The sequence below is a fragment of the Phormidesmis sp. 146-20 genome, assembly GCF_052939475.1.
The window spans coordinates 161,825-177,231 of record NZ_JBJPHT010000002.1 but is presented as its reverse complement, the minus strand read 5'-3'; the positions used below and the strand labels follow the sequence as shown (position 1 = coordinate 177,231).

The window sequence follows — 15,407 nt, the reverse complement described above, 5'->3', positions numbered from 1 at the left end:
TTCTCTAATTCCGGCTCCTGTACCTGTTACGAATCGCTACTTTGTCTTGCAATCTACCTGCCATAAGTTTTATCCTTGCTGACTCCTCCCCAAACTGTTGTGTAGAGCCGCAAGCAATACCTCTGTCTATAGAAAGGTTATCTTCCTCTGTCTTAAGCGAGTAGGAACCAAGCGATCGCTTTGCTAGTGTGCAATAGACGAATGGAGAATTGTGATGACATATACAACTTCTGATACTGAGAATCAATTGGTGACTGGATTTCAAAGCCTCGATGTAGATCAACAGCTTGCCTTGTTCTACTTCATTTACAAAGAAATGGGACACTCGATCACGCCTGCTGCACCCGGAGCCAGCACTGCCTCACCCGAAATTGGAGAAGCTTATTTTAACCGCGTCAAAGAACTTTCCCACGACCAGCAACTAGAACTACAACGCGATCTGATCAACCACAAAGACACAGAATTCTCTCGCGAATACGGCGCACTTAGCGATACAACCAAACTTCTCTTTTGGTATCTACTTGCTCAAGGCATGGACAACCAAACGATCGTTCCCATGCCCCCAGGCTATGAGCTTTCTTCTGAAGCCAACCAAGTGTTTGAGCAAGTCAAGGCCCTAGAATTTGAGCAGCAGATCACACTCTTCCGGGATATTGTGTCTCCGATGGGTGTCGATCCGACTGTTATCCAACCAGGTAATAAATCTGGGTCGTAGATTAAAAACAGTCGGCAGAGTGAAGGGGATATTTACTAAGGTGCTGAAAGCCAACGGCGTTGTGATCCTATTACTGTTCAGTAACGACCCTTAGACCTGATCCCTTATCTGTCTACAAACAATAAGAAAAGTAGAGATCGATCGACCTCCGGCTAAGGAGAAAACAGACTGTCGATCGACCTCTACCAGTGCAACTTCAAGCTTTTGTCGTAGGTAACATTTGTGGAGTTTCTAAGCCTTTGTCTTCACTAACCCAAGCCTTCTAGTATCCACGTAGTAGCCACCCTTTAGTTCGTTTGGTTAGCTCTGTTAGAGTGGGTAGCTCTTTCAGCACTTCGACCTGTACCAAAACAGTGTTTTTACGATCGCATTCACCAGATCATTCCCCTGTTTAGATCCGACTTATCGAACTTCTCATAACTGAACAAGTGATTGATCAATTGATTTAGTGAACGGTTATCGATCGATTCAAATATGCAGGAATTTGGCAGACTGTTGAAGTTGATCTAATACCCGTCAAAGCTACTTCTAGACCTTTTTGATCTTGACGGTCTTCAGATACTCGCTGGGATTGGCAGCGTCGAAGGTAACACCATCAAAGAATTTCTCTAGGCCGCGAGTCGTTTCTTTAGGAATGTCAGCTTCAGCAATACTGATTTCTTTAGCAGCTTCTTTCCACAAGTCTTCCCGATTGGTTTTGTCTACTAGCGCTTTGATGTCAGTGTCACCCGGCAGCATTCCCCAACGCACGTTTTCGGTCAAAAACCAGGTGTCGTGGCTCTTAAAGGGGTAAGAAACAGTGCTGATAGCATCCTTCCAGTAGAGCGGCCCCATTTTGATGTCTTTGATCTCAGCTTGTCCGTCGCCCATCTTGTAGTTGCCTGCCAGGGGAGGAGACAGAATCTCAAGAGGCAGGTTAAAGTTTTGCCGCTTCGCCAAAATTTCTGCTAGTTCTTTACGGTTTTCTGGTTGGTCGCACCACTGTTGTGCTTCGATCACGCCTTTGATCAGGGCTTTCATCGCTTTGGGATGTTTATCGACCCAATCCGATCGCATTGCAAAATATTCTTCTGGGTGACTCGGCCAAATTTGAGCCGTCAGAGCCGCCATAAAGCCAATGTTCTCTGCCAAGATTCGATAGGGCCAGGGGTCACCTGTGCTAAAACCGTCCATTGTGCCTGTTTTCATGTTGGCAACTGTTTGGGCGGGTGGGACAGTGATCAGCTTTACGTCGGTATCGGGATTGATGCCACCTGCGGCTAACCAATAGCGAATCCACAATTCCTGATTGGCACTGGGGAAGGTGTAAGCGGCTGTAAATGGCGTGCCCTTTGCTTTTAGTTCGTCAAAGTAGCCTTTTGCTTGGGACAGATCGAGGTGAATGTTTTTGCCTAAATGCTTGTTCGCGATCGCAATCCCATTGCCCTGTGTCGAGGTTTGCAGCAGCACATACATGGGAATTTTTTGGTTTTGCGTGGTGATTTTGCCTTCGCTAATCAGGTAGGGCATGGGCATTTGAAACTGTGCGCCCTCAATGCCACCGCCGCCTGCGCCAATCACCAGGTTATCGCGCAAAGACCCCCAGGAAGACTGTTTGAGCACTTGGACTCCGCTCATACCGTGTTTGGCAAAGAAGCCTTTTTCTTGGGCGACGAGCAAGGGAGCCGATTCAAAAATGGGGATGTAGCCGATCCGCACGCTGGTTGTTTCGGGGGCTTGACCTGTCCCAGCATTTACCGCAGGAACGGCCGCCGGAGAGGTCGCATTTTCGGTGGTTGGCGGATTTCCAGCACAGCCTTTGAGAACGATCGATCCCATTGCGGTAGCGCCCGCTGTATAGAGAAATCGACGGCGAGAAACGTTGGACATATAGTTTTCTCCAAAAAGGTAGGGATATTTATTAAGTAGAACTATCGAAAAGATAGTCTTACTTTTGAAAGAAGCACTTCTTTTGTTAGATGTTAGTTTAAGCGCTTTAAATCACTTATAGATCAATCTGAATTCAAAAGCTCAGATGAAATATTAAATTAAATAGATAAGTAAAAGTTGTTGATCTTGAAGAGCAAAATTTATCAAGTTGTCTCTATATATCAATTATAAAACCTTCTATGTTATCTAGATTCACCTATCTCAAAAGTGTTGCTGTGCTTGAGTTGTAGAGAATTTAATTAAACATCTAAGTGTCTATCTTTCCAGTACTATTAAGTCTCTATTGAAAGCTGTCTATTACGGTTTAATACTGAACTCAATGTATAGATCTCTAATAAAAGTAGGACTTTTAATACGGAAAAGCTGTTAGTAAATGAGTTAGTTCTATGAACTCTATAAACAAGAAGAAATGCCGTTTTTAATTATGAAGAAAAGTTAAGAAACTTCTAAGTAAGCAGTTAAGTAATTATTCCTATCAAGTGCGATTTAACCTATCGTCAATATAGAAAGAACAGTCTGGAATTGCAGATTAACGTGAACTCGATGAAGTTTTTTTGTTTCGTTATTTAGCGCTTCTGCTAACCACCCGATTCTCAAGTGCCCTGGTTAGAGACTGACGTTGAATTAGCGACGATCGCCCCAGAATTGCAGCTTAGGATTACGATCGAGACTCCTTTGCTTATCCAAACGTCCTATGTCTGCTGTTGTTTTATCTACCCAGACGAATCCCTTAAAGCGGCTACTTCGCTATAGTCGTCCTCATCGCACTCAAATTTGGCAAGCCAGCGTCTGCTCAGTTCTTAACAAAATTTTTGACCTGGCACCGCCCTATCTGATTGGCATGGCTGGCGATGTTGTCGTCAAACGAGAATCTTCCTGGATCGCCTACGTTGGCATCACCAGCATTATTGGACAACTTACCGTCTTGTCACTGCTGACCTTCTTGATCTGGAGTTTAGAATCGCTGTTTGAATATGCCTACGATCGCCTCTGGCGCAACCTGGCCCAGATCGTACAGCATGAATTGCGATTGGATGCCTACAGTCACCTGCAAGCATTAGAACTGGGCTTTTTTGAAGAACAGTACCGGAACACTGCTGTCTATTCTCAACGATGACATTAACCAACTAGAACGCTTTCTCGACAGTGGTGCGAATGAGATTTTGCAGTTTGTTACGACGATCGTCTTTGTCGGTGCCACTTTTTTGGCGTTAGCACCGGGCGTTTCCTGGTATGCAATGCTGCCCATTCCCTTTATTTTGTGGGGTTCCTTTGCCTTTCAAAAACAGCTTGCGCCTCGATATGCTGACATTCGCCAAAAAGCCAGTCTGGTCAACGGTCGATTAGCTAAGTAGTTAAACAAAATTAATTACATAGTTCTCGCCAAACTCTTTGAGTACTCTCTCTACATACTGAACTAAGCTTTGCCAATTCCGATAAGCACTGAACTCAATCCATTCGTACTTGATAAACCGCCATAGGATCTCAATCAGATTCAATTGCGGGGAGTAGGTTGGTAAGTTAAAAATCTCAATGTTGCACTGCTTCCACTCCGCTAGCTTGTCCGCGATCGCAACAAAACAAGATTCATAATTGGGAGAAGTTTCGTGCTTTTGTCAAAGCGCATGGGGATAAAACCCAGAGTGAAATGGCAGACCTGTGGGACAGCGAGATTAGCCAGTCCACCATTTCGAGGGCATTACAAAAGATCGGGTATACCCGTAAAAAAACCTACGGGTACAGCCAACGCGACGAAGCTAAACGGGCGGACTTCCTAGCCCAAGTGACAGACCCCAAAGCGCCGCACTTGGTTTACGTGGACGAGTCTGGGATGGACGAACGGGACAACGCTGGCTACGGCTATGCCCCGGCAGGAGAACGCTTCTATGACCTCAAATCGGGTCGCAGGCAAGGACGCATCAATCTGATCGCACTCTATCGGGCGGGTGAGATCATGGCACCCTTTACGGTCGAGGGGGTCTGTAACCGCAGCGTGTTTGAACGCTGGCTAGAGACGTGCTTGGTGCCCCAATTGCACCCTGGGAGTGGGTGATCGTGGATAATGCCACGTTTCATCATGGCGGTCGGATTGCTCAGTTGATTGAAACCGCAGGCTGTCAATTAGTCTATTTGCCACCCTACTCACCTGACCTCAATCGAATTGAGAAGTGTTGGGCATGGTTGAAAAACCGGATTCGCAAACAGTTACCCACCGCCTCTAGTTTACGGGCTGCGATAGAATCTGTTCTCAAACAGGCAGCGTCCTAACTAAAGTGAATGCAGCTATAACTCCGAAATTTCACCCTCACCCTAGCCCTCTCCCCAAGTAGAGGGAACCAGACTCTAGCCCCCTTCTCCCTGGGGAGAAGGGATGAGGGCGATCCGAGACTCTACAATTGTCGAAGTTATTTAATTCTCATTTCGAACAGCAAAACTTGGTTCACGCAGTTGACGCGCCTAAACTAACTGTCGAAACAGGTCAAGATTGTTCAACAGCAGGTAAGCAAAAATCGCGCCACCCATACCGCCAATCAAAAAGCCACTGGAAAACTGGCTCCAGCCTTCCACCGTTTGCAGGGAGGTTGGAACATTGGGCACCATCTCCGCAAAGGCAGGGCGGGGTATCGCTTCTAGCCGTCGTTCAAAGGTGATACTGCCATACAAAGATAGACAAACGGTTGCAATTAGAATCAAACTTGCAGCGGCAATCAAACCAGCCAAATTTGCTGATGCTGAATCCCGCAAGGGGCCGAGTTTGACAAAGGGGCCAATGAGCCAATAACCATGCGCCATCCCAATCTCTAAGCCGCGTGTGAGTGGGGACAACCCTGATCGATAGATCGGTAAGTTCTTGAGGAAATTTAGGGTGAAATCTGAGGAGTTAATTGGGGTTAGTAGATTCCCCGCTTGCAAATCTGCGGGTGGTCGTACTACACTTCCCCGTTTGAAATCAAACCCGGCGGCATCTCCGCGCGATCGAATCGCGTGCCAGATGTGACCCGCTAAAAACAATCCTGCCAGCACGAAGTGGAATGTGGCTAACCAGCCGCGAGCAGAGACAATACCGATCGCAGTCGGTAACGTTTCTGTCGGTACTTGACTCGTCAACGTTCCCAACGGTCCATAAAACACTTCCGGGTAAACCGTGTTGTTGACGCTGACAAAGTAGGCAGCAAGAAACCCCATATAGGCAACGGCACCAATGCTGTAGGACAGATATGCCTCACCGGAGTAGATTAGAATACGCCGTGCCCAGGCAAACGGTTGCGTCAGGATGTGGAACAGTCCACCTGCGATCAGCATTCCGCCAACCCAAATGTGACCACCCACCACATCCTCCAGATTATCAACTGCTGCCATGCCTTCTGAACCATGAGTGCCAAACAGATAGCCGAAAATGGTGACGGGGTTGAGTGTTGGATGGTTAATCACGTGCACATCACCACCGCCTGCAACCCAGGGGTCAAACAATCCACCCCAAAACATGGCTTTGACGACTAGCAACCAGGCTCCCAGCCCCAACAGTGTTAGGTGGATGCCTAAAATGGTCGTCATCTTATCGGTATCTTTCCAGTCATAGCCAAAGAAACCCGCCCAAGTTGGGCTATCTTCCAGCACCTCTGGACCTAGCAGCGAATGATAAATCCCTCCGGCTGCCAGAATAACTGAGGGAACAATGTGCAACACCGCAATCACAAAATAAGGATAAACGCTGGTAATTTGTCCGCCTGCACCCACGCCAAAACCGAGTGTTGCTAGGTGAGGTAGGATAATTAGCCCCTGCTCATACATAGGCTTGGTCGGAATGAAGCGCGACACTTCAAACAAGGTCATGCCACCAGCCCACAACAGAATTAAAGCAGCATGAGCTACATGCGCGCCAAGCAGTTTACCCGATAGATTGACCAAGCGAAAATTACCAGCCCACCAGCCTGTTCTCGGAATTTGCTGTTGATAAGGGCTTTCAGCAGTAACTGCTGTCATAGTAGAGATCTCCATTGAATCATCACAACTGATTACAACCGTGTTCTATGTTCTCTCTCAGATTGCAGCCGATTTGCGGCTGTTAGGTAATGACTGCGATCGACATGGTTCAGTCAAAGTCAGACTCGTCAATTCTTGTTAGACAGGTTGGGGCAACACTGCCGCGGCATTAATCCGACCCTTGCGGAAGTCAAACCCGCGTGCCCGCAGTGCGTGCCAGATATGTCCTTGCAGAAAGAAGAACGCTAACCAGAAATGTGCATTTGCCAACCACGATCGCGCACTTAAAAAATCAGGATCAGGTGAGGCAAAGTAGGGAATCACATTCTGCCGAATCACCAGCATTGGGCCATAAAACACTTCAGGATACACTGTCGTGTTAACTGAAACAAACAACGTTGCAATAAATCCCATTAGCGCCAACGCACCCAAACTGTAGGATAAATACGCCTCTCCAGACCAAACAAACAGCGGATGCGTCCATTCAAACGGTTTGGTAACAATGTGGAAAATACCACCGCCAATCAAGAGTAATCCAACCCAAATATGACCGCCGACCACATCTTCCAGATTATTCACCCCTGCAATCCAAAATTTGCCCACTGTACCAAATAAGTAACCAAAAACGATCGCAGGATTGAGGGTGGGATTAGTGATCACCCGCATATTTTCGATCGTTGGATCATACAATCCACCGAAGAACATCGCTTTGGCAACCAGTAACAATGCACCAATTCCTAACAGCACCAGATGAGTTCCTAAAATGGTCGTCATTTTGTTCGTATCCGCCCAGTCATAGCCAAAAAAGCGGAGCTTTGGCTCTAATTTTTCTGGGCCGCGCAACGAATGAAAGATTCCACCAAATCCTAGAAATGCAGATGAGATTAGATGTAGGCTCCAATCACAAAGTAGGGATAGGTAGTTACTACCGTGCCGCCTGCTCCGATGCCCCAACCTTGAGTTGCTAAATGAGGCAACAGAATTAAACCTTGCTCATACATTGGCTGTTGCGGATCAAAGTGGGCAAGCTCAAATAACGTCATTGCGCCTGCCCACAGCACAATTAGTCCAGCATGGGCGACATGAGCACCCAAAAGTTTGCCAGAGAAATTCGTGAGGCGGGCATTGCCAGCCCACCAAGGAACAGTTTCGAGCGGCTGGTCTGTAGTTCTGACCATACACAGTCCTCCTGAATTAGATTAAAGGTCAAACTTATTGAGAAAAACATTCAATAAGCTTTGGAGGCATCTTAGCATGACTATTGCAATTCTTTCCTATTAAAGTGCGATTAAGAAATATAAAGAAAGTGATGCTTTAGTTAAGTCTATAGAACGAGCGCACCTTCAGCCCAATGCTCAACTACTTTCCAATTCCTGTAACTAGCTATGCTTCAATAAAATCAGACAATGATGATGGATAGTTGCTAAAGGAATGGCAGGAGTTTAATGCAAGCCAGTATCAAGAGTGCTACACTAGTTTTCAATCTAGTCCATTCTGATTGGAGGCAGCATGACTGACGAACCGGATTTATCGGAACTTCCTGTTTGGCGCGAATTCACTTTTTTGTCTGGAGGTTGCGAAGCGGAAGTGGATTTAGCGGTTCAAGCAGGGTTAACTGCGGTGAAGCAGATTGATCATTCCAGCCCTTTGATTCTTTTAGCTCAAACGAATGCTGGCGATCGTGTCCGCATCATTAAACTGCATTGTCTTAACGCTCTGGCAGAACTCACTAATGCAGGGATGATTGTTGGGGCAGAGGTGCAAATCCTTAGCCGAACAGTAAGTGGTTCTGTGGTGGTACGTTGTTATGGTCGAAGCATAGGGGTGGGTTCTGCCATCGCGCAGAGTATTTTAGCCACCCGTTTGGAGCCTTCAATTTAGTAGATCGATCGCCACAACTTCACCGTTTCCTTGCCAATCTCACTATCCACCGATTCACCCCCCTCCAAAATCAACCGGATCGCAATATTCTGCTCCGGCGCATTCTTCAACACCCCTGCCACTTCTCCACTCACCGCAAACCTACGTTCTCCCCCGACAGTCGCAGCACTTGATCGCTCACGTTCACCAATAGTTATCGCACCACGCCTGCACCCGCGATCGTCTGGCAATCCGGCGATAGGCAACGCAGACTGGCACTGTAAGCATAGCCGTAGCCACACTGCCGCAAATTGTTCGTCAACAGCACTGGCACCGCATCCCGACTCCAGAGACTAATCACCTTGCGGGAGCGATCGCGGTACGGATCTTCCACCTGCACGGGTTGAGAAAACGGCACATTCAGATCCGACTTCAATCCGGCTGACTTTACCACCTGTGGAGTCGCCCATGCGGATTGTATTAGGGAAGCAATCATCAACATTGGCGTGGCGATCGCACACACAGTACGAGTAAGCCATGCTAGAAGGGTTCGATTTCCGTAAATCATCAGTGCAACTTCCGTCAGAACTGGCAACGATCCCAAAGGGAATCGGCAAAGCCGCACGCCTCGTTTGATACTGACATTCTAGCCTGTTTGCACGGAGTTCCAGGATGCACCATCCCAATTAGAACAACTAATGAGAAGCCATTGCCAACCTAGGCTTGATGATGGCTGGGACAATGCGATCGCTCACTGCCCTTGCGCCTGACAAATTTCGCGCCGTTGGCCCAGTGCGTAATGCAGCTAACCCACCCATGATAAATAGCTCACAGTTTCGCCAGCGTAAGCATTCATCTACAATTGGCAACCCGTTCACAATATCGATGGGATAAGTGTCGAAAACATCGTTCAACAGTGCGTGCTTTGTTGCATCTAACTGGCTGCCTGTAGCGCACCAGATGCGATCGAGCGGTTGATGCTGAATACACTCATGCAAGGCTGCACGATCACAACACACCTGCCAGTGGTCTTCATTCCATCTCGCTTGAGAGACCTGACATTGTTCATAAAACACAATCCGCCCATCTCGCTGTAAACGATGCAGTTGAGTCAGCATTGCTGGGGTCATAGAACCCCCATTCCGCGCCTGCTGAATCATTTGCCAGCGAGTGTACCAATCCGGTTCCGCCCAAAAGTCTTTGAGATATTTCGGGCCCAGCCAGCCTGGATCAGCATCAAACAGTTTCTCGTAAACGGTACGTCGGGACATGAGTAGCACCTGTGCGCCGCGTTGAATTGCGCCAACCGCCAAATGTCCACTGGTCAATCCACCGCCGATAATCAGGACTCGTTCACCTTGGAGTTGCAATCCCCGTAAATCAATTTGGCTGGAATGTAAGAGGCGATCGGCTGGGTAATTTGTTGGAACCTGCTTGACCCACTCTGGCACATGAGGGATTCCACCCCCATTGGCAATGACGACTCGGCGAGCAATCAGCGTTCGCCCATCCAATAACTCTAAACAAAATCGGGAGCAACGGCGATTACTCAACGGTTTAACCCGCACAACTTGAGCCGCACACACGCAATTCTCTAACTGCCAGCGACGGATCACATCCTGGCAAAAGTCCTGAAACAATTGAGTTCCCGGCAGGTCGTAGGGTGGAAACAGTTCATTGGGGCGAGACTCGGCAAAGGTGCGAAGGGCGTGGGAATTGGGGTCGGGTTGGTGGACGGCTGGCGACCTGAGATGGGGAATTTCCAACGCCGCAAACTGATGATTCCAACGGCTCATCCAGGTGCCGCTAGGGTCGAAGACGAGAAACCGTCCTCGCATCGATTTTTTCTTTTGCAAGAGGTGGGTTACCAGCGTCAGGGCATGGGGCCCCGCCCCGACGATCGCCAGGTCAATGGAGTCTGGCAGAGCAAACACGGCATCAGGCATGAATCGATTGTCAGTTTGTGAGAATGATTATCATTTTAGTTGTATCATAGGACGATGTTTTGCAGTTAATGGATTATGAGGAGAAAAAATGTCTCTAAACGTTAGTGAAGCCCTGGTTCAACAAGCAGCAGCAGGCGAGGTGGATGAGTCAGCCTTTGTCGAAACCATCCAGCAATCCTTGCCCTACGCCTGGAATATTGTCGAGAAGCTGTCCCATAGCCTCCACCAGGATGGCGAGGAGTGGGCAAACCATGCGGTTGCCCCACCTAGCGAACAGGCGCGAGGACAATTGCTTCGTATGGTGGGGGGTGATGCGATTCGGGGGGCGGTAGAGCGGCACTTTGACGTAAAGCTAGCCTTTCAAAACTGTCATAATCTGGCAGTCTTTCGGCGCGATCGCCTGGATTCTGATGCCTACCGCAACTTTACGTCTATTCGGAATCAGATTCTCAACCAAACCCCTGAACTGCAAGACTGTTAGAACTTCTGATGCCATCACTTAACATCACACTGGTGTCTGGTCCACCTGGCGCGGGAAAAACGACCTGGATACAGCAACAGATCAATTCTGCTGCTGAGACAGCCGTCTATCTAAATCTGGGATCGGGAAATACTCCCATCGATCCAACTTATCTGGCAGCAGAGGTTGCGGGACTCACCGTGCTCCAAGTCGAGCAGTTGACTGACTTTTTAGCCCATCCGCTGGCGGGATCTGCTGTCTATGTTGAACTAGGGTTTCATATTGATCTAACTTCTCTAATTCTGCCTGACCAGATGGCAGACTGCCGACGAGTGGCGGTGTTGCCGCCGGGAACTCGACACACAGAATGGCACGGCTGGGCAGACCTGGTGGTAACGGGTGTTGAGACGGGTGCGGCGTTATCACAGCCTCATCTCTGGCGTTCTGTTCTGTCGGGACAGGTGCTTGACCTCGCGAGTCTCAATACTTTTTGGTATGAACTGACGCATGGGGCGTATGGAACTGTTCAACGCGCCAAAGGCGTTTTTGATGTTGCTGATGGGAGGTCGCTCCATTTCGACTTTGTGACTGGACTTGCTGAACCAACCTACTTGGAACTCAATCTACCGCGCTGGCTAAATGGTAGACCCGATAGATTGAGAGGCATTGAGGTCGTTGGTGAAGCGCTGGATCAGGACTCAATCGCTCAAACTATTAAAGACTGTTGCTTGAATGATCAGGCGATCGCTGACTACCAAAAACAAATTAAAGACTCATTAGAACCAGGAGAGGAAGCAGATGAAGATTGCGGTAATGTCTTGCATTCATGGCAACTATGAAGCCTTGAATGCGGTACTGTCTGACATTGACGATCACAATGCCGATAAGGTCTACTGTCTCGGTGATCTCGTGGGGTATGACCCCCATCCAAATGCCGTAGTAGAAATGATTCGCGCGCTCGATATTCCCACCTGTCAGGGATGTTGGGATGAAGACATTGTGGAAGGGTTGAATTCCTGTGAATGTAGTTATCCATCAGTGTTGGCAGAAAAGCGCGGCAAGTTGTCTAAAGGGCTAGAGTACGCTGAACGCGCCGATGATCCAACTCATGTATGTGAGCGGTAGCCATGAGTGAAAACCCATTTGATTTTGATCAGAATCCCAATTTGCCAACGGCTGACTACGACATCGCAGTACGGCAAAGTATTCCGGGATATGATGCCATGCTCGCAATGCTGGCGGCTTTATTCCAGCTTTATTTGACCGATGATGCTCATGTTCTTGTGGTTGGGGCAGGCGGTGGTAATGAGATTAGTTCTTTGAGTCAAACTCGTCTAACCTGGCAATTCACAGGGGTTGATCCCTCTGAAAGAATGCTGGCAGTGGCTCAGTCAAAGGTTGATTCCTTAGAAATTGAGAACCGCGTCAGACTTTATCATGGCGTTGTGCAAGAACTTCCAATACACCTCTTCAACGCTGCTACTAGCCTACTTGTGATGCATTTTCTCCCAGATGATGGCACAAAACTGGATTACCTCAAGGCGATCGCGGCTCGTCTTCAACCAGGTAGCCCATTTGTGTTAGTAGATTCGCATGGAGATAAGCAATCAGAGGTGTTTAAGCGATTGGTTGACGGATGGCAGAAACGAGCACAAATGGTAGGGATGGAATCACAGCGGCTCAGCGAACTTGCTGACGGAGTGTGGCAACACATCCAATGCATTCCAGAAGAACGAACCCTGGAATTATTGGCTCAAGCGGGTTTCGTCAACATAACCCGCTTCTATACTGCTTTTATTTTTGCAGGCTGGGTAGCGTTTGCAGCATAGTTGCAGTGAGCCAAAATTACAAAGTTTGTAGTGCAGCAATAATGACTTACTAGGTAATCTTGAGCGGAATCGAAGGTAATTTAGCTGCTTATGAAGCAGTACTGGCGGACATCAAACGGCAGCGATCGCCAGTCGAAGAACTCTATATCTTGGGTGATGTGATTGCCCCGACACCCGAAACTGAAAAAGTGATTGAACGAGTTCGATCGCCGCGCTCGAATGAACCTGTTCCACAAATTTGTCAGGGTTGGTGGGAAGAACAGTTGCTGATTTTGCACGGGCTGGGACGAATAGGGGAACCGACTGAACTGATTGAGCGCTATGGTATCGAAATGGTGAAAACCTTGTGGGACGCGATTCCACGGGAAATGGTTGAATGGGTAAGATCGCTCGATTTTGGTTTCTTTGAACTCGATTGCTTACTGATTCATGGCAGCAGCGTTAGTGTCAGTGATGAATTAACACCGGATACATCGCCCATTCAAATGCTCGATCGCCTGATGCGAATGGATGCGAACATTCTTTTCTGTGGACGATCGGGATTAACGTTCCAATACGAAATTCAGCAGGGTAGTGTGACCTCCAGCCTCACAACCTTAGATCAGGTAGCTCCACCACAAGCCACTCTGGTCAAACCCTGCCAGGTGATTGGGGTAGGCAATGTCGGACGCATTCCCGGACAGGCAACCTACACGCTCTACAATCCCAACACGAATCAAATTGAATTTAGAACGGTGCGATATGGTAAAAGTCGTGGGTTTGCTGCTCTGTAAGAAATGTAGTTTGAGGCGAAATCATCTTACGCAGCGATATGCCATTGACGAGACTGTTGTTGAGTTTGCCAGAGCAAGGCATAGCGATCGTCGTTGGACATTAGTTCTGTGTGAGTTCCTCGCTCTACAATCTGCCCATTCTCTAACACTAGAATTTGATCAGCACCTACGACAGTAGAGAGGCGATGAGCAATCACAATCACAGTTTTATTTGCTACTAGTTGATCGATCGCCCGTTGTACTGCCACTTCGCTTTCGGTATCCAAGGCTGAAGTTGGCTCATCTAGCAGTACGATCGGCGCGTCTTTGAGAATGGCACGGGCAATAGAGATTCGCTGCCGTTCACCGCCCGATAATGCGCCACCAATTTCGCCGACGCGAGTCTCATAGCCGTTGGGCAAGCGTGTAATAAACTCGTGGCAATTAGCAGCACGGGCAGCCGTTTTTACGTCGGCATCGGTGGCATTTGGCTTTGCCATGCGAATGTTATTCAAAATCGTGTCGTCAAATAGATACACATCCTGAAAGACGACGGAAATCAGCCGCATCAGTTGAGCTTGCTCTAGGTGACGCAGATCGACTCCGCCAATCTTGATGCTGCCCTGCTGCACATCTGCATAGCGACTAATCAGACGAGCGATCGTCGATTTTCCGCTCCCTGATGATCCGACTAAAGCCGTCAGCGATCGCTCTGGCAACTGAAAGGAGAGATTTTGCAGCGTCCAGTCGCTCTGATCAGCATAGTGAAAGTAGACTTGCTCAAACGTAATCTCAAATCGAGTCGGTTGAATTGATGTAGATTGCACAGGGAGAGGAGGAATATTCATCACCGCTTCAATGCGTTCTAGCCCACTTTCCATCAGGTCAAAGATGCTAGTTAACCCAGTCAGTTGTGCCAAAGGTTCGCTAAATCGCAGAGCAATCACAATCAGCGCAAACAGAGCGGGGACAGACAAACTTCCTTGTAAAATAAACAGTGTCCCTAAAGCCAGCACGAGTAAAATTCCCGCTTCGACCACGGTGGAGAGCGCGATCGACGGCAAGTTAAACAAGCGTTGTGCGGTGGACTGAACCGATCGCTGAGTGACCAATGCAGCTTGTAATCGCTGCGACTGTTGCCCCGTTTGTTGGGTTGCTCTGAGTACAGGCAATCCTTGAGCATATTCTACCACGCGAGAGGCAACCTCTGCATCAGCCATTGCCACATCACGGAACACTTGAGCCGTCAGCGTGCGGAAATAGCGATAGAGCGGAATCGCAAACGGAAAGGCAACGAATAGCGCCACGGCTAATCGCCAATCAATGAACAGCGTCACCAGCACGATCGTCAATGGCACAATCAGCGTTTGAATCACCAGCGTACATAGGCTACCAATCCACAAAACAATCTCGCTAACATTGCCGCTCAGAACAACATTGAGGTCGCCCGATCGCCGACGATTGAGTTCTTCTAGTGGCATTCGTCGCAGTTGTTCTCCCAAGCGTAATCGGGTTTCGTGGGCAACATCATTGGAGGTGTTCCAGCCAAAATCAAGTTCTTGCCAGCGAATGAAGCCTTCGATCAGAACAAGTACTGCCATGATTGCCAGCAGTATCCCAATCGGTTGTGTATCGATCGGTTGTGTGAGCAAAGCCGTGAGCAGTGGAAAAAACAATGCAAAAATAATGCCTTGCAAAACGGAAGCGATGACTGATAGCCACAATGCTGTTTTCAATTGAGGTTGATAGGAGCCTGCAACATCCAACATCCGACGATAGGTTTTTAGCATAAAACTTCTGCTACTTTGAGAGATTAACTTAGATAGAACGCACCTACACCTGTTGGTGATTAGAGGGATGAATCTGTGGGAAGTGTCGATCTTTTCGCCCCCTAAATCCCCCAAATTGGGGACTTTGAACCTTGAGTTTCCT

At 48.2% G+C, this 15,407-nt stretch carries 13 protein-coding genes and 4 pseudogenes; 9 read left to right on the top strand and 8 right to left on the bottom strand.

Translation table 11 applies throughout. The annotated features are described in order from the left end of the window. The first annotated feature begins 214 nt into the window (after positions 1–214). Positions 215–715: an orange carotenoid protein N-terminal domain-containing protein gene (locus tag ACKFKH_RS02960; RefSeq protein ID WP_446856736.1), complete on the top strand. Its 501-nt coding sequence runs from the start codon at positions 215–217 to the stop codon at positions 713–715. A 528-nt stretch (positions 716–1,243) separates the two neighbouring features. Here ACKFKH_RS02960 and ACKFKH_RS02955 read toward each other — a convergent pair. Continuing rightward, complete coding sequence (locus tag ACKFKH_RS02955) at positions 1,244–2,584, bottom strand: CmpA/NrtA family ABC transporter substrate-binding protein (protein ID WP_446856735.1); 1,341 nt, start codon at positions 2,582–2,584, stop codon at positions 1,244–1,246. Positions 2,585–3,338: 754 nt separating this feature from the next. Between ACKFKH_RS02955 and ACKFKH_RS02950 the strand changes: the two are divergent. Further along, positions 3,339–3,999: pseudogene (locus ACKFKH_RS02950) on the top strand (ABC transporter transmembrane domain-containing protein). Here ACKFKH_RS02950 and ACKFKH_RS02945 read toward each other — a convergent pair. Continuing rightward, a pseudogene (locus tag ACKFKH_RS02945) lies at positions 4,000–4,218 on the bottom strand (transposase); the annotation flags it as partial. A gap of 5 nt (positions 4,219–4,223) precedes the next feature. On the opposite strand from ACKFKH_RS02945, the pseudogene ACKFKH_RS02940 reads away from it, so the two are divergent. Then, positions 4,224–4,912, top strand: a pseudogene (locus ACKFKH_RS02940) (IS630 family transposase); the annotation flags it as partial. A 189-nt stretch (positions 4,913–5,101) separates the two neighbouring features. Here the strand turns inward: ACKFKH_RS02940 and ACKFKH_RS02935 are convergent. Then, positions 5,102–6,628, bottom strand: a complete 1,527-nt coding sequence (locus tag ACKFKH_RS02935; RefSeq protein WP_446856734.1) for a chlorophyll a/b binding light-harvesting protein — start codon at positions 6,626–6,628, stop codon at positions 5,102–5,104. Positions 6,629–6,766: 138 nt separating this feature from the next. After that, positions 6,767–7,806, bottom strand: a pseudogene (locus ACKFKH_RS02930) (chlorophyll a/b binding light-harvesting protein). A 331-nt stretch (positions 7,807–8,137) separates the two neighbouring features. On the opposite strand from ACKFKH_RS02930, the gene ACKFKH_RS02925 reads away from it, so the two are divergent. Continuing rightward, positions 8,138–8,509: a FeoA family protein gene (locus ACKFKH_RS02925; protein WP_446856733.1), complete on the top strand. Its 372-nt coding sequence runs from the start codon at positions 8,138–8,140 to the stop codon at positions 8,507–8,509. Here ACKFKH_RS02925 and ACKFKH_RS02920 read toward each other — a convergent pair. The 3 genes from ACKFKH_RS02920 to ACKFKH_RS02910 form a co-directional block, all read right to left on the bottom strand. After that, positions 8,506–8,643: a hypothetical protein gene (locus tag ACKFKH_RS02920; RefSeq protein ID WP_446856731.1), complete on the bottom strand. Its 138-nt coding sequence runs from the start codon at positions 8,641–8,643 to the stop codon at positions 8,506–8,508. The genes ACKFKH_RS02925 and ACKFKH_RS02920 overlap by 4 nt on opposite strands. A 59-nt stretch (positions 8,644–8,702) precedes the next feature. After that, on the bottom strand, positions 8,703–9,056 hold the full coding sequence (locus ACKFKH_RS02915) for a hypothetical protein (protein WP_446856730.1): 354 nt from the start codon (positions 9,054–9,056) through the stop codon (positions 8,703–8,705). A 127-nt stretch (positions 9,057–9,183) separates the two neighbouring features. Further along, a complete protein-coding gene (locus ACKFKH_RS02910) occupies positions 9,184–10,434 on the bottom strand; it encodes a SidA/IucD/PvdA family monooxygenase (protein ID WP_446856729.1) in 1,251 nt (416 codons plus the stop codon). A gap of 88 nt (positions 10,435–10,522) precedes the next feature. On the opposite strand from ACKFKH_RS02910, the gene ACKFKH_RS02905 reads away from it, so the two are divergent. The 5 genes from ACKFKH_RS02905 to ACKFKH_RS02885 are packed head-to-tail and all read left to right on the top strand — an operon-like array spanning position 10,523 to position 13,496. Then, positions 10,523–10,915 carry an SCO5389 family protein gene (locus ACKFKH_RS02905; RefSeq protein ID WP_446856728.1) on the top strand — a complete coding sequence of 131 codons (393 nt, stop codon included), beginning with the start codon at positions 10,523–10,525 and terminating at the stop codon, positions 10,913–10,915. Between the two features lie 32 nt (positions 10,916–10,947). After that, entirely contained in the window at positions 10,948–11,733 is a 786-nt protein-coding gene (locus tag ACKFKH_RS02900) for a GTP-binding protein (RefSeq protein WP_446856727.1), read from the top strand. Continuing rightward, positions 11,693–12,019 carry a metallophosphoesterase family protein gene (locus tag ACKFKH_RS02895; protein ID WP_446856726.1) on the top strand — a complete coding sequence of 109 codons (327 nt, stop codon included), beginning with the start codon at positions 11,693–11,695 and terminating at the stop codon, positions 12,017–12,019. The genes ACKFKH_RS02900 and ACKFKH_RS02895 overlap by 41 nt, the downstream gene beginning before the upstream one ends. Before the next feature lie 2 nt (positions 12,020–12,021). Next, positions 12,022–12,723, top strand: coding sequence for a class I SAM-dependent methyltransferase (locus ACKFKH_RS02890; protein ID WP_446856725.1), 702 nt, complete (start codon positions 12,022–12,024; stop codon positions 12,721–12,723). Positions 12,724–12,782: 59 nt separating this feature from the next. Then, on the top strand, positions 12,783–13,496 hold the full coding sequence (locus ACKFKH_RS02885; RefSeq protein WP_446856724.1) for a metallophosphatase: 714 nt from the start codon (positions 12,783–12,785) through the stop codon (positions 13,494–13,496). 26 nt (positions 13,497–13,522) lie between these two features. Here the strand turns inward: ACKFKH_RS02885 and ACKFKH_RS02880 are convergent, their stop codons facing one another. Then, on the bottom strand, positions 13,523–15,265 hold the full coding sequence (locus ACKFKH_RS02880) for an ABC transporter ATP-binding protein (RefSeq protein WP_446856723.1): 1,743 nt from the start codon (positions 15,263–15,265) through the stop codon (positions 13,523–13,525). Positions 15,266–15,407: the final 142 nt, after the last annotated feature.